The organism is Nitrospirota bacterium (assembly GCA_026387665.1).
Taxonomy (GTDB): Bacteria; Nitrospirota; Nitrospiria; order Nitrospirales; family Nitrospiraceae; genus Palsa-1315.
The window spans coordinates 29,942-54,420 of the sequence record JAPLLG010000005.1; the positions used below are offsets into that span (position 1 = coordinate 29,942).

Annotated in this window: 21 protein-coding genes and 1 pseudogene; 11 read left to right on the forward strand and 11 right to left on the reverse strand. The window is 57.5% G+C overall.

The annotated features are described in order from the left end of the window. Window positions 1-7 precede the first annotated feature (7 nt). A complete protein-coding gene (locus tag NT179_03420; protein ID MCX5721065.1) occupies window positions 8-907 on the forward strand; it encodes a DnaJ domain-containing protein in 900 nt (299 codons plus the stop codon). Window positions 908-1,009: 102 nt separating this feature from the next. Here NT179_03420 and NT179_03425 read toward each other — a convergent pair whose 3' ends face one another. Further along, window positions 1,010-1,480: a tRNA (cytidine(34)-2'-O)-methyltransferase gene (locus NT179_03425; GenBank protein MCX5721066.1), complete on the reverse strand. Its 471-nt coding sequence runs from the start codon at window positions 1,478-1,480 to the stop codon at window positions 1,010-1,012. Between the two features lie 398 nt (window positions 1,481-1,878). Here NT179_03425 and NT179_03430 point away from each other — a divergent pair, with 398 nt between their 5' ends. Further along, window positions 1,879-3,504: a radical SAM protein gene (locus NT179_03430; protein MCX5721067.1), complete on the forward strand. Its 1,626-nt coding sequence runs from the start codon at window positions 1,879-1,881 to the stop codon at window positions 3,502-3,504. A 665-nt stretch (window positions 3,505-4,169) separates the two neighbouring features. Continuing rightward, complete coding sequence (locus NT179_03435; protein MCX5721068.1) at window positions 4,170-5,906, forward strand: tetratricopeptide repeat protein; 1,737 nt, start codon at window positions 4,170-4,172, stop codon at window positions 5,904-5,906. 53 nt (window positions 5,907-5,959) lie between these two features. Here the strand turns inward: NT179_03435 and NT179_03440 are convergent, their stop codons facing one another. The 4 genes from NT179_03440 to NT179_03455 form a co-directional block, all read right to left on the reverse strand. Then, on the reverse strand, window positions 5,960-6,403 hold the full coding sequence (locus NT179_03440) for a phage tail protein (GenBank protein MCX5721069.1): 444 nt from the start codon (window positions 6,401-6,403) through the stop codon (window positions 5,960-5,962). 10 nt (window positions 6,404-6,413) lie between these two features. Then, the gene (locus tag NT179_03445; protein MCX5721070.1) at window positions 6,414-7,910 is read right to left on the reverse strand and encodes a phage tail sheath subtilisin-like domain-containing protein; all 1,497 of its coding nucleotides are present in this window, start codon (window positions 7,908-7,910) and stop codon (window positions 6,414-6,416) included. A 27-nt stretch (window positions 7,911-7,937) separates the two neighbouring features. Next, the gene (locus tag NT179_03450) at window positions 7,938-8,735 is read right to left on the reverse strand and encodes a peptidoglycan-binding protein (GenBank protein MCX5721071.1); all 798 of its coding nucleotides are present in this window, start codon (window positions 8,733-8,735) and stop codon (window positions 7,938-7,940) included. 248 nt (window positions 8,736-8,983) lie between these two features. Beyond that, window positions 8,984-9,397 (reverse strand): PilZ domain-containing protein, encoded by a 414-nt coding sequence (locus NT179_03455; GenBank protein MCX5721072.1) that lies wholly within the window; start codon window positions 9,395-9,397, stop codon window positions 8,984-8,986. A gap of 239 nt (window positions 9,398-9,636) precedes the next feature. On the opposite strand from NT179_03455, the gene NT179_03460 reads away from it, so the two are divergent. The 4 genes from NT179_03460 (at window position 9,637) to NT179_03475 (ending at window position 11,159) form a co-directional block, all read left to right on the forward strand. Beyond that, window positions 9,637-9,840, forward strand: a complete 204-nt coding sequence (locus NT179_03460) for a hypothetical protein (GenBank protein ID MCX5721073.1) — start codon at window positions 9,637-9,639, stop codon at window positions 9,838-9,840. A 6-nt stretch (window positions 9,841-9,846) separates the two neighbouring features. Then, window positions 9,847-10,125, forward strand: a complete 279-nt coding sequence (locus NT179_03465; GenBank protein ID MCX5721074.1) for a hypothetical protein — start codon at window positions 9,847-9,849, stop codon at window positions 10,123-10,125. 14 nt (window positions 10,126-10,139) lie between these two features. Next, window positions 10,140-10,352, forward strand: coding sequence for a type II toxin-antitoxin system HicB family antitoxin (locus NT179_03470; GenBank protein MCX5721075.1), 213 nt, complete (start codon window positions 10,140-10,142; stop codon window positions 10,350-10,352). Window positions 10,353-10,868: 516 nt separating this feature from the next. Next, window positions 10,869-11,159, forward strand: a complete 291-nt coding sequence (locus NT179_03475) for a hypothetical protein (protein ID MCX5721076.1) — start codon at window positions 10,869-10,871, stop codon at window positions 11,157-11,159. A gap of 225 nt (window positions 11,160-11,384) precedes the next feature. Here NT179_03475 and NT179_03480 read toward each other — a convergent pair whose 3' ends face one another. From NT179_03480 to NT179_03490, 3 genes and pseudogenes are all read right to left on the reverse strand, one after another. Further along, complete coding sequence (locus tag NT179_03480) at window positions 11,385-12,338, reverse strand: ATP-binding domain-containing protein (GenBank protein MCX5721077.1); 954 nt, start codon at window positions 12,336-12,338, stop codon at window positions 11,385-11,387. Between the two features lie 48 nt (window positions 12,339-12,386). Beyond that, window positions 12,387-13,196, reverse strand: a pseudogene (locus NT179_03485) (UvrD-helicase domain-containing protein). Next, complete coding sequence (locus NT179_03490; GenBank protein ID MCX5721078.1) at window positions 13,168-14,991, reverse strand: AAA family ATPase; 1,824 nt, start codon at window positions 14,989-14,991, stop codon at window positions 13,168-13,170. The pseudogene NT179_03485 and the gene NT179_03490 overlap by 29 nt, the downstream one beginning before the upstream one ends. A gap of 455 nt (window positions 14,992-15,446) precedes the next feature. Between NT179_03490 and NT179_03495 the strand changes: the two genes are divergently transcribed. Genes NT179_03495 through NT179_03510 form a run of 4 tightly spaced genes read left to right on the forward strand, consistent with a single transcriptional unit; the run spans window position 15,447 to window position 21,969 of the window. Continuing rightward, complete coding sequence (locus NT179_03495) at window positions 15,447-16,016, forward strand: response regulator (GenBank protein MCX5721079.1); 570 nt, start codon at window positions 15,447-15,449, stop codon at window positions 16,014-16,016. Beyond that, a complete protein-coding gene (locus tag NT179_03500) occupies window positions 16,010-19,279 on the forward strand; it encodes an efflux RND transporter permease subunit (protein ID MCX5721080.1) in 3,270 nt (1,089 codons plus the stop codon). Before NT179_03495 ends, NT179_03500 begins: the two co-directional genes overlap by 7 nt. Further along, window positions 19,279-20,544 carry an efflux RND transporter periplasmic adaptor subunit gene (locus tag NT179_03505; GenBank protein MCX5721081.1) on the forward strand — a complete coding sequence of 422 codons (1,266 nt, stop codon included), beginning with the start codon at window positions 19,279-19,281 and terminating at the stop codon, window positions 20,542-20,544. The genes NT179_03500 and NT179_03505 overlap by 1 nt, the downstream gene beginning before the upstream one ends. A 42-nt stretch (window positions 20,545-20,586) precedes the next feature. Further along, window positions 20,587-21,969, forward strand: coding sequence for a TolC family protein (locus NT179_03510; protein MCX5721082.1), 1,383 nt, complete (start codon window positions 20,587-20,589; stop codon window positions 21,967-21,969). Here NT179_03510 and NT179_03515 read toward each other — a convergent pair. Genes NT179_03515 through NT179_03525 form a run of 3 tightly spaced genes read right to left on the reverse strand, consistent with a single transcriptional unit; the run spans window position 21,955 to window position 24,253 of the window. Then, window positions 21,955-22,662: a hypothetical protein gene (locus NT179_03515; GenBank protein MCX5721083.1), complete on the reverse strand. Its 708-nt coding sequence runs from the start codon at window positions 22,660-22,662 to the stop codon at window positions 21,955-21,957. The genes NT179_03510 and NT179_03515 overlap by 15 nt on opposite strands. A 29-nt stretch (window positions 22,663-22,691) precedes the next feature. Then, a complete protein-coding gene (locus tag NT179_03520) occupies window positions 22,692-23,204 on the reverse strand; it encodes a peptidylprolyl isomerase (protein ID MCX5721084.1) in 513 nt (170 codons plus the stop codon). Between the two features lie 20 nt (window positions 23,205-23,224). Next, entirely contained in the window at window positions 23,225-24,253 is a 1,029-nt protein-coding gene (locus NT179_03525) for a hypothetical protein (GenBank protein ID MCX5721085.1), read from the reverse strand. Between the last annotated feature and the right edge of the window lie 226 nt (window positions 24,254-24,479).

The following is a 24,479-nucleotide window of genomic DNA, read 5'->3' on the forward strand; positions in this document are numbered from 1 at the left end:
GAGACCGATGCGGGAGGAACGGACTATCAACTATTATACGCTGCTTGAACTCTTGCCCACCGCCACGGAGGCGGAGATCAAAAAAGCCTGGCATGAACAGGTCCAGGTCTGGCACCCGGATCGCTTTGGCCATGCCCCGACCCTGCACAAGAAAGCGGAAGCCAGGACGCAACTGCTCAACCAGGCCTATCAAACCCTCAGCGACCCGGCTGCACGCGCCAGCTACGATGCCAAGACGCAATCCTCGACCGCTCAGAAGCCGGCCGCGCGCCCGACGCCCACAGCCCATCCCTCGTCCGGAACCTACTCCAGCACCCCGCCCCGCGCTCAACAGACCGCGCAATCCAACCAAGGGCCCCGCGGACCGCAATCGCTCATCATGCTGCTCTCTCAGCAAGGCCAGCCCAAAACCATGGTACCGGCCATTCATCTCTACGTCGACCCGCGCGAGCACCAGCCCTACGACTTTCACGGCTTCGTGCGCATTGCCGGAACGATGCGCGAAACATTGCCCGTCAGCGGCTATGCCATTGCGGAAGTCCCCGAGCTCCTGTGTATCAAGCGCATCGGCGTCGAAGACCTCTATACGGTCTTCTCGAATCCCTCCTACAATCGCCCGCCCTTTCTCCAGGAACTCGAACAGGTTCTCGCCTTCCCTTCTCGCTTCCTCGTCGTCGAAGGCACGCTCCAGCATCGCAAGGCCGGAGGCCGTCTCAACCAGTACCACAAGATCGGACTGATGGATTTCCTGGACTCTCTCACGGCGAGATATGGCATCCAGGTTATTTATACGGACACGCGCGACGAGGCTGAAGAACGCATCGCCAACCTTGCAGCCCTGCACTATGCCTATTATTTTGCCGAGCAACAGGGACTCGGACGCTGTCTGAAAGAGGGAGACCTATAGGAACGGGATTGAAGAGCAAATAGCATATGGCTGATGGCCGATAGCAGGTGCAAGACAGGCAGGATTTTCTTTGCTCCGTTATAAGCCCTACGCCATTCGCTATCAGCCCTTCACCCCTGTGCCAAATCCCAGCTGCCGCCAGGCTTCGTAGATGACCACCGCCACGGCATTGGAAAGATTGAGGCTCCGGTTTCCCGGGATCATGGGGACGCGAATACATTGCGGCCCTGCCACCAGCCCCAAAATCTCAGGCGGCAACCCGCGACTTTCCGGACCAAACACAAAGGCATCGCCGGCTGCATATTCCACCAAGTCGTACCGTTGCGTCCCTTTGGTCGAGACGGCAAACAGGCGGCGATCCTTGAATCGATCGGCGCATTCGGCCCAGCTTTCATACACCGTGATCGTGGCGAATTCGTGATAGTCCAGTCCCGCTCGCAGTAACTGCTTGTCCTCCAGCGTAAACCCCAAGGGCTTCACCAGATGCAGCCTGGCCCCGGTATTGGCGCAGAGCCGGATGATATTGCCGGTGTTCGGCGGAATTTCAGGCTGATACAAAATGACATCGAACATCCTGCCTCACCAGTCGGTCCTCACCAAGTCTGCGCAGTATACCACGGAAGGATGGCCGATCTGATGCGAGGCCAGCCAGTGGGATCTGGATCGCCATCGACAGGACGCTCCCTCCCTCTGCCTGGTCTCCCAAATCGCTCCAGGATGCCGGCCTCTCTGGTTTCATCACCATGACAGACGCGCCCATCAGCATCGCAACCCCCTGGCAGCTGCTTAAAGAAACTGAGCAAAAGTGAACAGCGTGAAAAGAAGAGATGTGATGATAATAACCCATCTGTTAAGGTCGCCCCTAAGCAGGGAATCGAGGTACACGGCAGTACCAACCGCGACCGGTGACGGTAGCCTGGCTGGATGTCTGGAAATCGTCCGGAGCGACCTATTATGAAAGAGAGGCGTGCATGTTGGTGTCTTCGACGCTCCTTGCTCCGACGGTCAACGTCCGGACATTCCGCCCGGCGAATGTACGGCGGATCCTTTGCGTCTTCCCCGCCTATACAAAGGCCTTCGGCACCTTCGATCACGCCTTTCCCCTGATGGGACCCGTCAAGGCCTTCATGCCGCCCCAGGGGATACTCCTCATCGCGGCGCTCGTGCCAAGGGAATGGCAGGTCCGGTTCGTCAACGAAAACATCCGCCCTGTGGCGGAGAGCGAGTTCGCCTGGGCCGACGCCGTCCTCGTGTCGGGCATGCACATTCAGCGCAGGCAGATTCTCGACCTCGCACGCCGTGCGCACCGCGCAGGCAAGGTGATCGCTCTCGGCGGGCCTTCGGTCTCCGCGGCGCCCGAGCTCTATCCGGAAATTGACCTCCTGCACTGTGGCGAGGTGGGAGACGGGACGCTCGATCTATTCCACCGGCTCGACGAGACTGCTGCACGCCCCGAGCAGCAGATCGTGTACCGCACCGTCGACCGCCTTCCGATGACCCAGTTCCCGACGCCCGCCTATCGCCTGATCGACGTCCGTCAGTACCTGCTCGGGTGCGTCCAATATTCCAGCGGCTGCCCCTTCACCTGTGAATTCTGCGACATCCCCGCGCTCTACGGGAGAAACCCACGACTCAAGAGCCCGCAACAGATTCTGACCGAACTCGATGAGCTCGCGGACGGCGGAACGCCGTCGATCTACTTCGTGGACGACAACTTCATCGGGAATCCCGGGGCCGCGTTGAACCTCCTGCCGCACCTTGTCGAGTGGCAGCGGCGCCGCGACTATACGGTTCGCCTCTCCTGTGAACTCACGCTGAACGTCGCCGAGTACCCGGAGATCCTGACGCTCATGCGCGAGGCGTTCATGACAAATGTCTTCTGCGGCGTCGAAACGGTGGAGCCGGACGCCTTGCGCGCCATGAGCAAGAAGCAGAACCTCCGCACACCGATCCTCCAATCCGTGGACACGATCAACAGCTACGGGATCGAGGTCGCTGCCGGGATCATCCTCGGCCTAGACACTGACACCCCGGAGACGCCGGACGCGATCCTGGAATTCATTGAGGCGGCCCAGATCCCGATCGTGACGCCGAACCTGCTCGTCGCCCTGCCACATACACCGCTCTACGAGCGGCTCCAGAAGGCAAGTCGCCTGAACTCTGGCGAGGGGCGCGACTCGAACATTGAGTACCTACAGCCTTACGAAACCGTGGTGGCAAACTGGAAGCGAGTAATCCAAGAAACGTACGAGCCGAGAAAGATCTACGCGCGCTACGCCACGCAGGCGAAGAAGACGTACGTGCACCGCAAGCGGCCGGTACGCCCGCTGGACCAGCTCACCTGGGCCAACGTCCGGCGCGCAGTCGAGATCTTCTCGCGCACCGCCTGGCGGGTCGGAATCTGTAGCGATTACCGGAAAGAATTCTGGAAGATGACCTGGCGTGAGCTGCGCCAGGGTAACGTCGAGTCGGTATTCCAGATCGCGATGGTCGGGCACCACCTGATCACCTTCGGGCGCGAGTGCCTCACCCGCGACGTACAGGCCTCTGCCTATTCCGCCCGCGGACGCGAGGAACCAGCCCTGGTGGCCCAGTAACAGGACCATGCCTTTGAACAGTGGGCTTGAATACCCTCAAAAATCCCTCATACGATCATCGACTGTCCAAAGTAAGAATCCCCTGCCTCGTAACATGTTCGGGAACAGATCGACCAGGTACTGGCCGAGGAGGGATTGCGAGAGAAAGGATGAACAAGAAAATGGCTACGATTTGCTGACTACCCCTACAAGAAGTCTTGGGAGAAGGCCCGCCACACACTGCAAAAAGTCTCTCGTTCTTCTCCTCGCGAATCCTTCCCTCCTGCTGTGCCTCTCAAAGAAATAGGACCGACCCAAAGCCAGGGTCCCCCAAAAGTGACGAACAACGCATCGCCTGGTCGACGGATGGCTCGCGAGAGGCTGGTTCTGCACGGCCTGCCGAATCTCCTACTGAACGATGAAAACATTCGTGCTGAAAGCAGCAACCAGTCCTGCGACTGCCGAGGTCCCACGCGATAAAAAAGGCCGCGTAAGCCACCTCACTAGAAGTCAAATTGGTGTGAATCCACATCATTCGATATCAAGCAGCCTCTCCACACCGAAAGATTTGCCTCTATGATATTAGGCGATAACGGCGGTAGCTTATTTCACCATCACAGGGCCTCTTGGTATAATGAATCTCAATCATTACCCCCCTGTTTATGAATAAATCGCTGCCTGCTCACATGCAAAATACTGCTGTCCGGCCACGATACCGCCCCCTCGCCAGGTTCCTGAGCCTATCACTTGCCGCGGCGTTGACGATGGGGGCCTTTGCGTCCGCGGAGGACCTACAGCCGCGTTCGGAAACGACTGTAGCCGAACGTGCGAAAGCCGTCTGGGAAAGTGGCGCGATACATGCTGCGCTCGAGATTCTCGATCAAGGGATTCACGACCATCCCTCCGCGCTCACGCTCCACAAATTACGCGGTGATATTCTCGCCACCTCCCGAGACCCCCGAGAGGCGGTGGCGGCCTATGAAACGGTCCTTGCCAAGACACCAACCGCGCTGGATGTCCGATGGGCCAAGTGGAGTGTGTTGACACGGTGGGGACAGGGAGAGGAATCCGTCGACGAATTGCGGCATATGGCACAGGTCGACGTCCAGAATCCCTTGATTCATTTACGGCTGGCACAGGAGCTCAGAAAACTCGATCGTCTGGAAGAATCACTAGCATTCTATGCCAAAGCCGTCGAACTCGTTCCGGATATGCTCGGCTGGCGATTGGCGATGGCCCGGGCGCGGTTTGACCTCCTGAATTACCAAGACGCGGAAGCTGACGTGCAATATGTGCTGCACCAGCTGCCGCCTGACTCTCCGCTGGAGCTCCCTGCCGCGAATCTGCTCTCACAAATCCGTGGCATCTCCATCGATCGAGGCCGGCGCTTCGACCCGGTCCTCTCGCGAGACATGACTGCGGCACAACGTAAGGAATGGGCCGCCATTCGCGCAGAGGCCTGGAGACTCTTCTCGACCGGTCACTACCAGGAAGCCGAGCCGATCTATCGACGGCTGTTGGCACTCAATCCCAACGATCCCCTCGCCAATCATCAATTAGGGCTGACCCTTATGCAGCTGAGCCGGTGCAAGGAGGCCCTGACTGTCTTTGGCAAGATATCCAACCTGAATCCCAGCGACGAAGACTATGCGGACACGGTCTTTCGAATGGGCCAATGTCTCGTGGAACTGGAACAGTGGGAAGAGGCCTTCGTCCATTTTCAAATTCTCTATGAGGCAGCAGTCGAGTTTGAGAAGCACAACAAAAACATGCCACTCCCGCCGGACACCAGGGTGCTCGATAAAAAGAAGATCACCCGGTGGATCGAGAAGGTACGGCCCCATGTTCCCGAACTGGCAAAACTGACGGATGAGGCCACGAACTCAGTCCCATCCAACGATCCCTCTCCCGCCACAGTCCCTCCGGAAGAAGACCTCTATCTGAAAGTCGTCGAGCAGCTGAAACCGCAGAAACCCCTGGACCAACAGGCCTCGCTCATGGGCCGAGATGCCGATTTCAGCTGGTTTCGATTTGTCATCCCCACTGGCAAGGTCGTGCGGGACGACTTTCCCACCGGGGCTCATGAATTTATTCCCCTGTACCCAGGCGATAGTTTTCCCACTACACAGAAAGAGATCTACCTGGTCTTTAGGCTGGTATCGTCCTCCTATGATGCGGTGCCCCTCACGGCACAATGCTCTCCGGAGGCATCAGGGATCACGGGAGCACCACGCGCCATCGCACAGGATCACGTCATGACGACCATGAACGACCAGTCCGGCTATTTCCTGTTATCCCCTCCTGAGACGGGATGGACCGTTGGTCTCTACCACTGTGGGTTGTTTGCGGGAGAACGAACGTCAGCAGACACGCTTGTGGATGATGTCCGGTTCCGGATCGTGACGCCAACCGGATCGCCGTAGGGAGTAGAGAAACATCTAGCGGGTAGCAGAGAGCTGAGGGAAGGGGCTGCCGCTCACTTCCGATCAAGCGCGAGCCCTTCACAAGTGAGCTCCAACGTTTCTACCGTCACGTCATTGCCGGTCGCCTTAAAATCAGGCCCCTGACACTTGACCGGCATGCCATTCGAAAACTTCCAGCGCAGCTTCACGTGACGGGCTTCATCCAACAGAACAATCGACCCACTCACCAGCTGTCTCTCACCCTTGAGAGCAGCCAGGCGCCAATCCAACAGCTTCTTGCGCTGTGTCCGACCTCTCCTGAGCGTAATCGTGGCAGCCTTCCTTGCGCCGGGAATCTTTCGCCCGACTTCACGCACCGGCCTGCCATCCCGATAGTCACCGGCATCGACTTCAGCAGTCAGCCCGCTCGCTTCGCTGAAGCCGCCAATAATCACTCCATCAATCTCAACCAAAAAATTGAACTGCCGATAGGGATCGCTGCCAGGATAATCCGCCACCAGAGGCTCCTTATGCACCGGTCTGTAGTCCGATCTTGAAGATGAGGAATTCGGCAGGTTTGAGCGGCGCAATCCCGACTAACGCAACCAGTCGGCCCTTCTCGATATCATCTTGGGTCATTGTCGTGACATCACATTTGACGAAAAAGGCTGCCTCCGGCTTGGCGCCTTGCAACATCCCCTTTCTCCACACTCCAGTCAAAAACTCGTCAATGCTACGGCGCACCTGCGCCCACAAGGGCTCATGGTTCGACTCAACAGCCACCCAATGCAGGCCTCGCGCAATTGATTGCTCAAGAAATATAGCCAACCGGCGCACATTGATATAACGCCATTCCGGATCTGCACTCATCGTCCGAGCCCCCCATACGCGATACCCTCTCCCGGGAAAGCATCGCAGAACATTGACGCCTCGAGGATTAAGCACATTTTGCAATGCCGTGGAGACTTGCACGGCCAGTCCTCTCCCCTGATCGTGTGAATCCACGAGCAGGCCTCGAATCATTTCATTCGCCGGAGCTTTATGCACGCCTCGCTCACTGTCCGTCCTGACATAGATCCCCGCGAGGTGTCCTCCTGGCGGAATCATTTGCTCCTTCTTCGTTTCAGGATGTTGAATCCGCAGCCATGGCAGATAGTAGGCGCCAAATGTCGAGTCGCGTGGCGGCTGATGCTGGCCGATATCGGCAATTGCGAGCGGGGCTTGAAGAATCGCGAATCGATCCCGCAATTTTTCACATTGATCCAGCAAATAACCTGTCACGCGAGGAAACTGATTCTCGTCCGGAGCGCAGAGGAGACTGATCTCCCCGATGCCCTCCAGCCGGTCCAGTGCATCCTTGAAGTCCTGCTCGGCTGGACCTGGGCCATCACTCCCCCCCTGCAATAGAACTGGAGCTGAATCTGCCGGGCGTCCCGCAGCGCCAACCCAATTGATCGTCACAAGGCACGATGCCCCCATGATCAGATCCTCAGAGCTGCCGGCTGCGCCTTGCGCTGAAGAAAGAATGGTGTAACCTTCCTGGACCGTTGGCTGCCCATTCCCTGGAACCCCCGATGCCCAGTACCGGACAATGAGCTTGAACGGCCTGGCGCCGGACGCGCTGGCACTCGCGCTTGCGCTCGCCCCACTCGAAATGGTCCTGACCTCGACCGAAATCCTGTTTCCCCATGCTCCCGGACCGGTCGCCTCCACTCGTATCGTGCCGTCAAGCGTGCAGGCCGCTGCCGTCGCACCCTTCGACGCCACACGCGCGATGTAGCACCGCTTACCGCCATGCAGAAAGAATCCGTCTAGGGCATAGGCTAAATAACGGTCCTGGCTCCCCTCGCGCAGATAGCCCCCGAACAGGCGGCCATATTCCTGGACGCTGGTGATGAGGAGCGGCCCCATCGGACCTCGCTCTGCGATTCCCACAAAGCCAACCGTACTGGTCCCCACACCGGCAATTGGGCGGAAGCTTGGAATTTCTTCAACATACACACCCGGCGCAAGGTACTCTGGCATCTCCAACTCCCTCCTAGACACGAACCATCACGCGATCAGTCTCTCTCCAATCGTATAAGCCTCAGAAAAACGATCCAGGCCATGGCTCCCGCCATTCACCAGACGGCGCGCAGCCTTAAGGTCGTTTTCTAGCAGCGCCTCTCTGAGCGGCACTTCCTTGTCTTTGAGAAATGCGGCCAACAACTGGGCGGCAATGTGGGGGTCGGACGCGCGCTCAGGATTCTTCGACAACTGATCGCTCAGACCGATGATCTCGCCATACTTTCCATAATTGAAGCGACCGGTCAGTTGAATGTAGCCCCTGCCCCGGAACCGCTCGCCATCGGGCGGTCCTTGATTACCCAAATCCTTCCGGTTGTCGTAGAGGTCAAAGGGATGACCATTGGGAGAAGAATTGAACCGTGATCGTCCCTCCGCAATCGGCTCAAACCCCTCGGTCTCAGCCCTGATCGTGGCGAGGGCTGCCAGGACCAGAGGCGTCTCGATCAAGTCCGCCGCCACCAACGACTCCAGCACAGGAGGCAAGTTCGCTTTGATGTTCCCGATGGGCGTATGCGGAAACATTTGGGAGACCACCGCCACGGTGACTCCAGGGATGGCGCTGGGAATCTCCGCCGGCTTGGCAAGATGCAGCGCCGCAAGCGTGCGCGGTCCCGCAACCCCGTCAGCCAACAACCCTTCGCTCTTCTGAAATGCAAAGACCGCCGCCTCCGTTCCGTTCCCATATTCCCCATCGATAAGCCCCGGATCGAAACCTGCCGCCTTCAGCTTCTGCTGTAACTCGCGCACGTCCGGTCCCGTTGATCCAGTCTTTAACGTCGCCACTGCACACCCCCTTTGACATGACCAATGCTATTTTACGAGCCCTCGCTCCCTCTGCGATTCGATCCTCCCGAAAAACAACATGCCACGAGCAACCAGACAGACAGTCCGCCTGTTGCGCGCAGATATACTCCCGCGATCGAAACGATGCAAAAGGTTAGTCTTTGAAAAGAAACCTGTCAACGGAGGAACCGGCTGGTTCGTGTGAAGTATCTCCGAGCTTCGCTGAAAGGCGAGAGGCGAGCAACAAGTTACGAACGCCGGGGAACGGACTCTGCGGGGGGACTGGGGTTTTCTGAAAAGACTGCTGGCACCATGGTTTCATCCACCCGGGACTTCAGCAATTGAATGAGTTCAACACGCAACGTCCGGTTGAGCCGTTGCCGTGCCACCAGTGGCATGCGCAGAAACTCCACCCCGAACTGATCGCCCTGAACCCATTTGACCGTGCCGAGTTCGATGGACAAAGCCTGCGTCTGGTTAGGGAGCAGCATACTCACCCGCACCTCGCTGCCACAAAGGACCTCTCGATCGCACAGGATGGAGCAGCCCTTCAACGACAAGTTGGTCAGCATGCCTTCGCCGACGAACGGCGCCCCACCGAAGATGACAGGATAGTGGAGCGGGAACCGATGATACGTTCGAAAATACCGAGCTGGCGCCATCACAGCCTCCATGACGCCGAATAGTACCGCAGCAGCAGGATGAGCGATACCCTACCTTTGGAGGGGGATTGAGTGCGTGAAACGTAAGACGTGAACAGTGAAACGTTTTGGACGTTTAGCCAGCGCCGAACGACGAAGACCGAGCGCGGAGGCCGCTACGCCTTAGACTCCCGCACTTTGCTTGCCTCTCGGAAGTAAATAGGAGACAATACTCTCGATTTTAAAGAGGGAGAAACTCCATGGGTCACGCATTAGCCGCGAATGTCGTGAAGAAAACAAAAGACAGCCTGCAGATCAAAATCACGAAAGAAAACTTCGAAACGTTCTGTGATTCGATCGGCCTGTATCGGAAGGAATTCCTCGACGCCCTTGACGCCTCAGCGCAGGACCATCGCGCAGGCCGAATAACAAAGCGGAAGTCACTGCGAGAATTAGTCGACTAATCGGTCATGATCGATATCTCGACAACCGCCACGTTCGACCGCCTCTTCGACAAGCTCCCCAAAACCATCCAGCGCAAAGCCGCAACCAAGACCGACCTGTTCCAAACCAATCCTTTCCACCCGTCACTCCATGTGGAAAAATTGCATCCGAAACATCACGAAGTCTGGAGCTTCAGGATTGACCGGGCCTATCGCGTCATCTTCAAGTTTGTGCGCCCCGATCATGCCGAACTCCGCTACATCGGCCATCACCACTCCATCTACGACTACGACATGTTCCGATAAGGGAGCGAACTAGCATGCGTTATGCCGTTGTGATCGAAAAATCCCCGTCAAACTACGCGGCGTACGTTCCGGATTTGCCAGGCTGCATCGCCACCGGCTCCACTGTGGCCGAAACCGAATCGCTCATTCGCGAAGCCATCGAACTTCATCTGGAAGGTCTCAAAGAAGACGGCCTTCCAATCCCTCTCCCCAGCAGCCAAGTCGAATACATCGACATCCCCGCCTAAGATCCCGGCAATCCCGAAAGATCTCTCGTGAAACGTAAAACGTGAGACGTGAGACGTGAAACGCGCGCAAAAGACCGGCGCTCGTGAAGCGTATCTCGTTGGGGAGAAGAGCGTATGAAGGAAGGAAAGAGCTTATGGCCGATGGCTAATAGCTGATGCAGGAAACGGGATGTTTCCTACTCACGCTATCAGCCATAGGCTATACGCCATCGGCTCTTCGTTTTCTGGACGCGGTGGGCGGCTAGCGAGGCAAGACCTTCCGAATAAGCAGCCTGCCACTTTTCTTGCCCCATTCACAGAGAGTTCAGTCTTCCAATAGGGCTTCTGATAGGTCATGCACACGCTTTCATGCGCATGCTAGGATGAGCGGTGCATACCATTATCTATCCAGAAGCACCTCACCCTCATAAATGACATCCCATACAAAGGAAGGAACTTCGGTCATACCTGTCCATGAGACCCCCAACAGGGGGCAGAGTGCCGTATCAAACCTCTAGTTAATCAAGGAGAGAGATCATGAATTTCAAGAAGAACGTTGCAGTCGCCGTTATCGCAGTGGGACTGATGTGCGGTGCAGGGTACGCTCAGGCAGAGGAATCTTCCCAGACTGCCCCAGGCAGCCCCTTTGCCGGAGCGTTCGGCGGTGTGGTGGACCTGAGCGTCCCAGGCGGCGTCAGGAACATGAACAGCGTCAAGCCAGCAAAAGCGGAAGCAGCAAAGGTTCAGCCTGCTGCAGCGAAAGAGAGTGCACCTGCTAAAGCAGCAGCAACCAGCGCCCCCAGCGCTGCAGTCGGCGCAGCCAAGTAACAAGAACGCGGGTGGGCTCGGCGCTGTCATACATGGCGCCGAGCCCACGTACACGATCCTGTGCGCTTCGCTCGTGAAAAGTGAAACGTAAGACGTGAAATGGTTCAGACGTTCAGCGCAATACAACCAGAACGCGGTGGCCGGCTGACAGGGTTGAACTTTCGAAGCAGGGCTTCCACTCACTTTCCCCCTCCTCACCCCCTGCTCACGAAGTCCAGCCTGACATCAGACTCTAAGTTTGGCTTCAACCTCACTAACGAATCGTGATCTGCCTTTCTTCCAAATTCTTCCGAAACGGTCTTGATACCAACCGGAATAGACCATATGGACTTCGTGACGTGCTCGGGTGAACCCCACATAGAACAGCCGCCTTTTCTCACGAAGGGTTTCTCCTGAATCGTCATAATAAGGCATTCGTCCATCTTCCAACCCAAACATGATCACGACATCGTATTCCAGCCCTTTAGCTGAATGAAGGGTGGTAAGACTCAAATGATCGGGTGATCCACCTTGCCCTCCAAAGAACCCAACTGTAAAAGCCTCTAATGGGCCATTATTCGAGGTAATCTGAAACAGATTCAGAACTTTTTTCTTGTCATCCAGTAACCTAGGTTCTCTTCCCAGAGTAACTTCCAACCCCTCTTTGAGGAGCTGAGATAGCCATTCATTAAACGATCGATTGGGGTCTCGCCAGTCCTGCAGGAAACTAACCAAAGTTATCCGCGCTAGACGCTGTTCCTTTTCCGTTCGCAAGCTCTCATTAAATGCCAACCACTGTCGCACTAGTTCAGATAAACGAATTTCTCCGGTCTTCCACGCCCCGGCACACCACGCAGCACAATCCTCAAGCCAGTATGTCACGGTCGAGGGCTGGTATGGGTTATTGCCATCGACACGAATAAACTGCCACCCTTCATTCTTTACAGCCCGAGCGATATTACTACCATCACCTTTGTCCAGATAAAGCACTGCGATATCACCAAGCTTGCGACCTGCTCTACGCTTGAGCGCCTCAGGTATGAGCGTTCGACAAATGAAGTCGGCCTGATCCTCACTGCCTTTCGGCCGCTCATGAAAATATATGGCCCCTGGTTCATCTATTGCGGACTCAAATCCACGCTCCTCACCAAGCGCGACCTCTGATGCTTCGATGATCGCAGCCCCGCAACGATAATTCATTTGCAGCTGCACCATCTCGACATCCTTCCTTGCGGCAAGATTACGGAGCAGCGATGGATCCGCACCAGTGAAACCATAGATGGACTGATCTGGGTCCCCGACTGCCACAAGTCTTATTCCTGCATCAAAGCAAAGACTTTGAACGATTCGATCCAAGGCATGTCCCAGATCTTGATACTCATCAACAACCAGCACAGGAAAGCGAGCAGCCAGCGCCTTTCGAATCCAGCTGTAGTTCTGAACGAGATGTAATCCGATTAAGACCATTCCGTCAAAATCAATCAGGCCTAGCTCGTCCAGGAGGAATTCATATTGTTCAATGGCACGCGCGGCATCTTCATCGTCAGAATTCCATTCAGGAGTGTTTCTATCCAGGTGGTCCCGCCGATACCTATCAAATCTTGCCGTCCAACGTTCGTCACCTATGGTCATACGTAAAGCTTGATCGCGGAGCCGATCGACTTCGTCTACGGAGGCCACGTTTATCGGAAACTTCTTGGGCAATGGCGTGAGATGGGCATATGGCGAAATGATGTGCTGCAAGCAAAATGAGTGAAGCGTTCCGATCGACACTCTACCACCATCTTCGACACCCAATTTCGACAACCGGCGCCTCAGTTCACGTGCGCACTGATTATTGTACGTAATACAGGCAATCCCACGAGGCGGCTGGACGTCTTCAGCTAGTATTCGGGCAAGCTTGATGGCAAGAGTCTTAGTTTTTCCACTTCCAGGACCGGCGAGAATAACGCAGTTACCGACAGAGTTGTACGCCTGCCACTGCTTGGCATTCTTGCGAAGCTGCTCTGCAGCCGAAATATATGCAGGTTTAATCCCGCTTGCATTTTTCGTAGACATATTTCAGAGCTTGAGCGACATAGCTAGGGCACGAACTTGTTCCAGACTCCGCAAGGATACTAGAGAGACGCTGGGCAACGCGCCCTTTGCCCACATGCTCGATGTCATTGAGAAATGATTCGACGTCAAAAGATTTTAGATCTTTGGCCCAGCCCTTTACCCTTTTCTTCATTGCCTCATTTGTACTGACATCATCCATCACTTTAGACAACTCATCTTTTAGACCGGACTTGAACAAGTCCACCTCAAAGGTATGGGAGCCCATGAATATTCCGTTTTTCGAGGCCATCTTCAGCAACGATTCAAAATCATTCTTCCCGTAGGTCTTCTCATCAAGCAATGCTCTCATCATCTCGTTCACAACACGCCCTGGACCAAGAGGCTCCTTGGGAGTACCATCATCTTTCGGCTTTCGAGGATCAAAATCAGTCAATGCCACGACAGGCATATCCAAATTTTTCAGGCCCAATAGCGTGAGATATGGATAGAAGTTAGTCCCTGAAATCGAACAGACGGAAATACCAAGCTCATCAAGGTCGTAGCCTTGGTTTTTTGCCAACACGGGAACTAGAAACTTTTCGGCATCACCCTCTACCAAGATCACACCTTTGGCAAAAAGGAGTTCACCTCGATTTACATCAATGTACCGCTCGAGGTCTGCCACCTCGTCATCCTCTAAGGCAATACAAGCCGTTGATACGGCCTCAGTCGCATTACCCTCTTTATTCAAACGCAAGAGTAGGAAGTCTTCCAGAGGCGTTACGCTGGCGATATGAGGCGAATGGGTTGTCATCAAAATCGTTGCAGCATGATCCACATCCTTACCTTCTTCCTCACCACGAACCCGTAGGTAGTTTCGAAAAATGAGCCTCTGGAGAGTTGGATGGAGATGTGCCTCCGGCTCCTCAATCGCCAAAAATGTGTGATCGCGGTCTCCATCCTCAACGAGCAGGTCATATTCTAGACTCTTCAACGCTAGGTACAGCACATTGGCCGAACCAAGACTTGCGTCAGCAATACCACGGCGTCCGCCATCGATGAAAATTCGAAGCGCCCGAACTAATTTGGCTGAGTCAGTCGGGGAAAAACGAAGAACCGTTTCCAATGATTGTGCAGAACCGACCATTGCGATGAGTTTCTCCTTGATAGATAGAGCAACTGATTTCACTTCTTCTAGCTCGGTCAACTTGTCGGTCGATTTATCGACAGCTTTAGCGAGCTTCTCAAGCTCACCACGATCAATCTCTGCTGCCGCCTTGTCCAACAAAGGACGAAGTGGTGAGCGTGTCCACCGAGCGAGATCGCCCTCACAATCTCGAAGTGCTGGCATTAGCTCCATCGGCAAACGCCTGCGCAATTCATAGCTGATCTGCTTCTCTGGTCGGACCCCGCCATACACCAAGAATTCATAGTCAGCCTCCTTCTTCGGGGCACCAAGCAAAGTTGGCATGGGTTGCCAGACATAAGTAAGCTGAGAAACCATTGGCTTTGGATTGATCAAATGCTCTGAAAGAAGTGTGAGCTGACTCTCATCGTCCTCAAAGTCAGCCACATCAACAGAAATCGTGATGCGATCATCCTTACCGAGGGGTCTCTCCAATCCATCCCAAAAGTCTTCTTCCCGTAGCCTTCGCGCAGAATCCGGCAATGAAGGGTCAAGAATCAAACGTAGCGCGTGTAGTAGGTTTGATTTGCCAATTTTATTTTCACCTACAATGACCGCATGTGTACCAAGCGACACATCCAGCTTGGCAAAGTTCCGAAAGTTTTGAATCTGAATCCTAGAAATACGCATAGATGTAACACTCAGAATGGTTTGGCACAGGCTACGACTCGATATCACTAGTGTCAACCCACTAAATAGGTAGACCGCGATAGCTCGGCTTGGCCCTCGCCAAGCAGTATCCAATGCTCCTTCCAAGCTTGCTCGTCTCTCCCCTCCCCACTAGGGCGAGATGATCCCTCTTGCGGGTGGCGCTGACATGGGAGCCCAGCCGCCTGCAGCGGGGCCCCACACCGGGCGGGGTGCGAAGCCGGCTGGGCTGGTCAGCGACAGGACCCGCTCTTTGGACCTTATGGAATTTCTCCCCTCCCCTCTGGAATTCCTCCCCATCCTTCAACTCGTCGCTCGTATCTCGTTGTTCGTCGTTCGCACGGCGCCACCAACTCAACTCCCTGTTATCGCTAGTCATTCAATCCACGTGTTCTCATTCTTCAAACCCGGCACAATCCCTGCGATGTCATCTATATATGACGACGCATCCCTCCATCCTCTTGATCGACGACAGCCCAGGCGAACGCGAGCTCTTTCGCCTCGCGCTCGCTCAAACAGGCCTCGACGTCACCCTCTATACCGAACAAGACGCCGAGGCTGCGTTCCATTTTTTCGAGACTCAGTGGATGGCACACGCGGCTATCCAGTCCTATTCGTTAAATCATGACCGGTCCCAAGGCGAGGCGGGTGGCATGGTCTCCACTGCGCGCGTCGAACGAGGGCCTTCTCAGGCCGCGCGTTCCGCGAGCACAGAGACCATGCCACCTGCCTCGCCATCCCTGATTCTTCTGGACCTAAATCTCTGCAGTCAAAACGGCTGCGACCTACTGAAACGGCTCCGATCCGATGCCCGATTTGCGGCGATCCCCACCCTCATCTTTACCACCTCCGACGATCCGGCCGATCTTGCGAATTCCTATAGCTGCGGAGCGAACGGTTATGTGATAAAACCAGGCACCTTTGATGAACTTGTCCACTGCATAACGGACCTCTGCCGCTACTGGCTCACATGGAACCGCCCGCTAATGGTTGAAACAGCATGCTGACCCGCGCTGCCCTCAGGAATCCCTACGCTGTCTTTGCCCTCTGCATGATCGTGCTCGTGCTCGGAGCCGTCTCCTACCAAAAGATGCGGGTGGACATTTTCCCCGAGATCAAGATCCCGACCATCCTCGTGACGACGTTCTACCGGGGCCTGAGCCCCAGCGAGATGGAGGGGGCAATTACGCTCAAGATGGAGCAGCGGTTCGTCGAAGCGAGCTATGTCGAACATATCGAATCCCAGTCGCTCGCCGGGATGAGCTACATCAAAGTCTTCTTCCAACCTGAGTACAGCATCGATTCGGCCCAATCAGAACTGACCAGCCTGGCCTACAGCATCATCCGCCTGCTCCCGCCGGGCGTCTATCCTCCGTCCGTCTATAAGTTCGGCGTGGCGAGCCTGCCGGTGGGGCTCCTCTCGATCAGCAGCGACACGCTAGGCGCGAAAGAAATCCGCGACCTGGCCTATTTCACCGTGCGCCAGCAGATCGCCACCATCCCCGGCATTTCGTTCGGCCCCCCGCTGGGCGGCAAGGTCCGGCAGATCACCGTCTTCCTCGACCAGCAACGGATGGTCGCGCGCGACGTCTCCCCCTCGGACGTCGTCAAAGCCATTAACACCCAGAGCGCCATCATCCCGGCCGGCGATATCAAGATCGGCGACCTGGACTACTACGTCTATTCGAACAGCCTCATCGAGGCGGTTGAGAAGATCAACGATATCCCGATCAAAATCGTGAACGGCACGCCGATCTTCGTGCGCGACATCGGCACAGCGGCGGATAGCGCGGCCATTCAAACCTCGATCGTGCGGGTGAACGGGCGCGAGGCCACCTATATCCCCATCACCAGACAGGAGGGGGCCAACACGCTGGAGGTGACGGACGGCATCCGCGCGAAGCTCTCGAAGCTGACGGAGATTCCCGCCGGCACGACGGTCAAGTTCATCTACGACCAGTCGCTCTATATCCGGCAGGCCATTGCTAATCTGCAAAAAGAAGGGCTCCTGGGGGCTGTGCTGGCCGGCCTGATGATCTATCTCTTCCTCAGCAGCTTCAAGGCTGCGCTCGTCGTCGGATTGGCGATTCCCCTCTCGCTCACGTCCGCGCTCGTCGCGCTCTATTTGACCGGCCAGAGCGTGAACATCATGACCCTCGGCGGGTTGGCGCTCGTAATCGGGACCTTGCTGGACAACAACATCGTGGTGCAGGAAAACCTGCATCGCCATTTGGAAATGGGCAAGGACGGACGCTCCGCCGCCGAAGACAGCGCGACCGAGCTGACGCTCCCGATCCTGGTCGCCACGATCTGCATCCTGATCGTCTACCTCCCCATCATGTTCTTCACCGGCATCATTAAATTCCTCTTCGTGCCGCTGGCCATGACCGTGGCCTTTGCCATGCTGGCCGACTATGCCGTCTCGATGTCCGTCACGCCGGTGCTCCTCGCCAGTTTTTACCAGAAGGGCCATGGAGGAGACGGCACAAAGGAGAGCTCTGCCTCCAGCGGCTGGTTCCGCTATGTCCTGGCCCTCTATCTCCCGCTCTTGCGGACCAGCCTGCGCCTCAAGCCGGTCGTGATCGGCCTGGCCCTCCTGGCCCTCCTCGGCACAGCCCTCCTCCTGGTCCCGCTCCTCCACCAGGAGTTCTTTCCCCGGATCGACGCGGGCAATTTCACCCTGCACATCGTCGCCCCGGAAGGGTCGCGAATTGAAAAGACCACGGCGATTGTGGCGCAGATCGAACAGCTGGTGCAGGAGACCATCCCCAAGAGCGACCTGGAAGAAGTCATCTCCAACACCGGTCTCTATTTCGGCGATGCGGCCCGTTTCGCCCCCAACACCGGCAGCCACACGGCCTTTGTGCTGGTCAACCTCGTGACGGGCCACCAAGGGCGCACGGACGACTACATCACGCAGTTGCGCGCCAAACTGCACGATTCCCTGCCAGGCGTTGAGGTGGCCTTCCAGACCGGCGGCATCATCAGCGACGTGCTGAACTTCGGTCTGCGCGCGCCGATCGACATTCAGGTGAAGGGGCCGACGCTCGATATCATCCGGTCGGTGGCGGAAGAGATTCAGCAGAAGGTCGCGCAGGTGCCAAACACGGTGGATGTGCGGATCAAGCAGGGCAAGAGCTATCCGGAGATGCACATCGACGTGGACCGGACCAAGGCCGCCTATTACGGCATTACGCAGGAGCGCGTCATCGTGGACGTGATCACCGGCATCAGCTCGAACATTGCCTTGAGCCCCAACTTCTGGCTCGATCCCAAGACCGGCAATGGCTACTACTTGCTGGCCCAATATCCGGAACAGTCCCTGACCAAGACCGAAGACCTCCTCAACACCCCGATCATCGGCGCCCGCACGCAGCTGCGCTCCGCCTCCTCCCTGACCTCGAGTGCGACGAGCGGCTCGACCCAGGCGCTCCAGAACACGCCCTTCGCCGGACGGCAGCTGGACCTGTCCAGCGGCCTCTATGCGTCGGGAGACGAGCGGCGCGGCCCCCCTGTGCTCCTCCGGGATGTAGCCTCCCTATCCTTCAAGACCGGCCCCGATTCCGTGGACCACTACGATCTCTCCCGGATGATCGACGTGCTCATCACGCCGGTCGGCAACGATCTGGGCCACGTCGCGAAAGACATTGAAGCGGTTCTGGCCACCATCCAGCTCCCGAAGGATGTGACGCTGCAACTCCGCGGCGAGGTGGCCAACATGCGATCCGCCATCGGCAACTTTGCCCTCGCGCTGCCGCTGGCCGTGCTCTTGATCTATCTCGTGATGGTCGGACTCTTCCGGTCCCTGATCGATCCCTTGATCATCCTGGTGGCAGTGCCGCTCGGCTGGATCGGCACCGTCCTCTTGCTGCACCTGACCAATACCTCGGTCAACGTGGAATCCATGATCGGGACCCTCATGATGATGGGCATCGTGGTCTCCAACAGCATTCTCTTGGTGGACTCGGCCAACCGCAGGGTGCGAGCCGGCGCCACCGCGGAGGAAGCCGTCTTCCAAGCCGGCGCCAGCCGCGTCCGCCCGATTCTCATGACGGCCCTCGCGACGATTCTGGGATTGCTGCCGCTGGCGATGGGATTCGGCGAAGGGAATGAAACGATGGTCCCCTTGGCCCGCGCCGTCGTCGGGGGCCTGGCCGTCTCCACCATCATGACGCTGCTCGTCGTGCCGGTGCTGCATAGCCTGGTCCTGACCAATCGTGTGCATGTCGCGCACTCTCCCACACCTCAAGCCACCTCTGAGGAGATTTGATGGACGACCTCGACGAACGGACCCCTCTTTCGCCATCCACGCCGCGCCGCTGGCTCATCGCAACTCTAGCGGCGATGACGGCGCTGTCCATCGGAGGCTATCTCTCCCTTCACGGCACCGGGGAACAGACGACGGCCCTGCCAGGCGACAGCCATCCCTCGTCCTCGCAGGACGCTCCGAAAGCCGGCGCTCACGATGACAGCCAGCCGGTGGATGCGCAGGTCACGAAACCGACGAGACGGGAGCTGGTCTATACCGTCACCCTTCCGGCGAACATCTCGCCGCTCTATCAAACGACGCTCTACGCCAAAGTGTCCGGCTATTTGAAATGGATCGGCCCGGATAAAGGCGATCCGGTGAAGAAGGATCAGATCCTGGCCATCATCGATGCGCCGGAAGTGGAAGAGCAGTTCCATCAGGCCCTGTCCGACTACCACATCAAGAAGCTGACGTTCGAACGGCTGGCCAAGGTATGGAAAGAATCGCCGGACGTAATCGCCAAGCAGGATGTCGATGTCGCGGAGGCCTCCGCCCAGGGAGCCAAACATCTCGTAGAGCAACGAATGGCGCTGCGCGACTACACGAAGGTGCGCGCGCCCTATGCGGGGATCATCACGGCCCGTTTTGCCGATCCCGGCGCGCTGATCCAGGTCGCCACGGCCTCGTCGGCCGGAGCGATTCCGCTCTTCACGATCATGGATCTCGATACCGTGCGGGTCTACACCAACGTGCCCCAGGACGACTCTCCCTGGGTGGTGCCGGGCAAGACCAAGGCCACCGTGATCGTCAAGGGGCTCGACGGACGATCCTTCACCGGCACCGTCACTCGGTCGACTCTCGCGCTCGATCCGTCGACGCGGAGCCTCCTCGTCGAAATCGACATCCCGAACAAGGACCATGCGCTCCGCCCTGGCACCTATGTGGAAGTGTCGCTCGGGCTGCGGGAGATTCCCAACGCGCTCGTGCTGCCGCCGCAAGCCATCGTCAGCGGGCCAAAAGGCAAGTCTGTGTTCATCGTCGAAGGCGGACGCGCGAAATCGGTGCCGGTGCAAACCGGCATCAGCGACGGCCGCTGGATGGAGATTACGGAGGGACTGTCGGGCGACGAAAACGTCGTCGTCGTCGGCAAGCGCAGACTGGTGGAAGGGGCCCGCGTGACTCCCGCGCCATTCAATCTGCCGGACGCCAAGCTCTCGCAACAGAAATTCGAACGGCGGTCACCGGGGAGCAGCCCGGAGGCTCCACCAGCCGCCACCAGTAAATAACCGATGTCGGACCGTCTCACACCCATCATCAGGAGAACGACCATGACAGCACTCAACACCAGGCTCCTCATCGCGGCAGGTCTCGCGCTCGTCACACTCGGCGCGCTCGATCCTCACGCAGGTTTTGCGCAGCCGGCGCAGGACGCTCCGCCAGTCCTGCTACAAGGCAGCTTCCTGGCCCTGCAACAGGCCGTCGATGCGGGACTCAAGAACCATCCCCTTGTGCAAGAGGGAGGGGCCAACCTCAAGATGAACGAAGCGCGAACCGAGCAGGCCCGCTCGCTCTACTATCCGCAAGTCTCCGCCAATATGGATGCAGCCAATGGGGCAGCCAGGATCAACCCGCGCTTCGTCACGCCGGCCGGCGGCCTGCTGCAACCCAACATGAGCGCCTACTCGACCGGAATCTTAGCGAGCCAACGGCTCTACGACTTCGGCTACACACAGAACATGGTCCAGGCGTCGGAACTGTCGCAACGGGCCTCCGCGCAGGATGTCGCGGCCCGCCGCGCCCTCATCGTCGTCAACATCCAACGGACCTACCTCAACAGTTTGAAACGGCGCAAGCTGGTGCAGATCGCCGAAGAGACCGTGCGTGAACGGGGGCTCATCACCGGCCAGATCGAAACCCTCTACCGCCAACAGTTGAAATCGAAGCTCGACTTCGACCTGGCGCGGCTGGAATTGGTCAATGCGCAGTCGCTGCTGGTGAAGAGCCGGAACGACCTCAAGTCCAGCTTTGCCGACATCAATCGCGCGATGGGTGTCGTCGGCGCGGCGGACTATGTGCTGGAGGATGTCTCGGTGGAAGTGCGCGTGCCGCGCGAACTCCCCTCGTTGATCGCCGACAGTTTGACCCATCCGGAACTGCAACGGGCCAAAGAACAGAGCGCCTCGGCGGAAGCCAAGCTCCGGGCCATGAAGAAGCAGTACCTCCCGACGATTTCCGCCATCGCCAGCGGCGGCCAATACGACACCTTCGACTCCAGCCGGAACGTCACGACCGGCGGCTGGTGGGCCGGCGGCGCCTCGGTCTCCATGCCGATCTTCACGGGGTTCATGATCGAAAACCAGGTGCGCGAAGCGAGCGCGCAACAGGTGGCGGCCCAGTCCGTCAGCCTCAGCATCGAACAGGCCCTGACGCAACAGGTCACGAATGCCTACCTCGACACCCTCACCTTCGCGCAACAGATCACGTTGTCAGAAGAACAGGTAAAAACCTCGCTGGAAGCGCTGCACCTCGCGAAGCAGCGCTATAAGCTCGGTCTCGGTACGGTGGTGGAAGTGACGCAATCGGAAGTCGCCGTCACGGGAGCGCAGACCAGGCTGGCGGAAGCGCAATACGATTACAAGATCGCGGAAGTCACCCTCGCCTATGCAGCGGGAAGACGGAGCCAGCTGGAGATCGACTCAGCGCTGCACTAGCGAGGCGGTGGGGCCTGGCGTGAGTTTCGTGAGGTCGATGACAAGTTCATCTCTGGTGTTGGCCAGCACCGTATCCAAAAAACTATGGTGCTGCTCGACGATCGCTTCGTTCGGATCGAAGAAAATATCGAACCCCTTCGCGGCCGTCGCTCGCAGAGGATAGCGCCGATCGTAGATCATCCCATAGGTTGGAATGCCGTAGAGCACCTGCCAATTCCCTAACGTGAGATGCAACTCCGTGCCGTGAAGATAGAGGCCGCCTGACGTAATGATGCGCTTGACGGACGTTTGCGGCTGACTGAGATAAAACGTCACCCGTTCATCCGGTTGGGCTTCGGCCAAGGCCGCGGCAATCTGCCGGGACAAGAGGGCCAGCTCCTCAGGACGAAACGCCGGCTCGAGCGGCGCCTCGCCTTGCATCCATGTCTGCAACCAAATCCGATGCTCCCTGACCGAGATGCCGTCAAGGATGCGAGTCAGATCCTCGACAGGCATCGTGATCGGATGCGCATGGGCGCTGGGCGACCACTCAGGCAAAACCGTTTCATCCCGTTCCAGCCGGACGTAATTGACCGGGTCCTCATAGACCGCGCGATACGGCACCATGGGAATGGCACAGCCGGCGGCTAGAACGGCGAATGAAAAAATCAAAACGCAAAATGAAAAATGGATGCCGCCGCGGGAAGTCTTCATTTTGAATTTTCCATTTTACATTGTGACGATCAGCTCTCGCTGATCGTCACAGTCATCTCGACTCGCTCGAACGGATTGTCGCGGCCGTCACGCTTCATAGCGACGACCTTATCCACCACGTCCATCCCGCTGACTACTTCGCCGAAGGCCGTGTACTGCCAATCGAGAAAGTTTGCGTCCGCGACGCAGATGAAAAACTGCGAACCGGCGCTGTCCGGCTCGTTCGAACGAGCCATGGATACGACTCCGCGCTTGTGCGGCTTGCTGTTGAACTCGGCCTTGATCTGATAGCCAGGCCCACCCATGCCGTGCGACGCACGGTCGGGACTCTTGCTGTTGGGATCGCCGCCCTGAATCATGAAACCGGGGATGACCCGATGAAAGGTCGTGCCGTTATAGAAACTTTCTTGGGCCAGCTTCGTGAAGTTCTTCACATGGCCCGGCGCCACATCATGGAAAAATCGCAATACGATCTCACCCAGCTGGGTTCCCTTGCTGCTGACAGTAATAGTGGCTCGCGTGTTTTCGGTCGGCTCTGACATCGTCCTCTACCCTTTCTTGGTTAACGTAAACGGAAGGGAGCCGGAGACTCCCCCCCTTCAAGACCCTGATTAATGGAATGCCACGTCTGCCCGTCGTCATCGCTGCGGAAGGCCCCTTCGCTCGTTCCGGCATAGAGCAGACCTGCGCCGGACTCGATCAGCACTTGGACCGACATGCTCGTCAATCCCTTGTTAAGCGGCACCCACTTCTTCCCTTTGTCTATCGTTTTGAAAATCCCATGGCCCGTCGCCACGAAAAGCCCCCGGCTATTGAAGAGAATTCCGCGGATCGAATCGTTCGGCAAGGCCCGGCTAATAGCGCGCCAGGTCACCCCTGCATCGACACTGCGAAAGACCCCTCCGTCGAAGGTCCCGGCATAGATGCTCCCCTCAGGATCGATCGTCAGCACCCGGATGAAGTTCTCGACCATGCCTTCATGGTCTTTAAGTCCCTGTTGCTGCCGCACCCACCCGGCCGCTTGCGCCTTAAATCGCAAGATGCCTTTCCCTGACGTACCGGCAAAGAGCGTCCCGTCGGAGGAGAGGGCCAAGGCATGAACCAGAATATCGCTCAAGCCGGTGGAAACCATCGCCCAACGGTCGTTGGCCGCGCTCAGCCGATAGACCCCATCGGCCGTTCCGGCATAGAGCGCATCCCCCGCCGAGAGCAAGGATTTAATTTCCAGATGTTTAAGTCCGCTGTTGATCGCCTGCCAACTCTTTCCGCGATCGCGCGAGCGAAAAACTCCGCCACGGAAGGTGCCGACATAGATTGCGCCGTCTTTCCCCGTCGTCAGGGTCAGAATGAAGGGGTCCGTCACGCCCTGTCCGGACCTCGTCCAGGTAGCGCCACGATCCTCACTGCGGAAGAGGCCATGGCCGAACGAGCCGGCATAGACCAGATCGTTCCCGACAGACGTGAGGGCCTGAATGCTGGTCAACTCCCGCCCGGTTGGCTCATTATGCGGCGTGCCTGACTCAGCAAACACAGGCCCGGCAGTGCCTGCACAGAGACACAACATGACCAACCACATTCCAACAAGCTTCATCTCAATCCTTCCCACTTCACGCTTTCTAGCAGACTGCGAAAAATTCGGCATATGCAACATGCGCGATAATCTTACACCGTTTGGCCTTGAGGCTTGAAGCACCGCAGGATGCTCAAACAGTTCGTCCAGCAAGGCCGCAACGAACTATCACTTTTTAAGGGGTGGCTGGGATGATCCCAACTGCGCGCGTCCAACGAGGGCCTTCCGAGGCCGCGCGTTGCGCGAG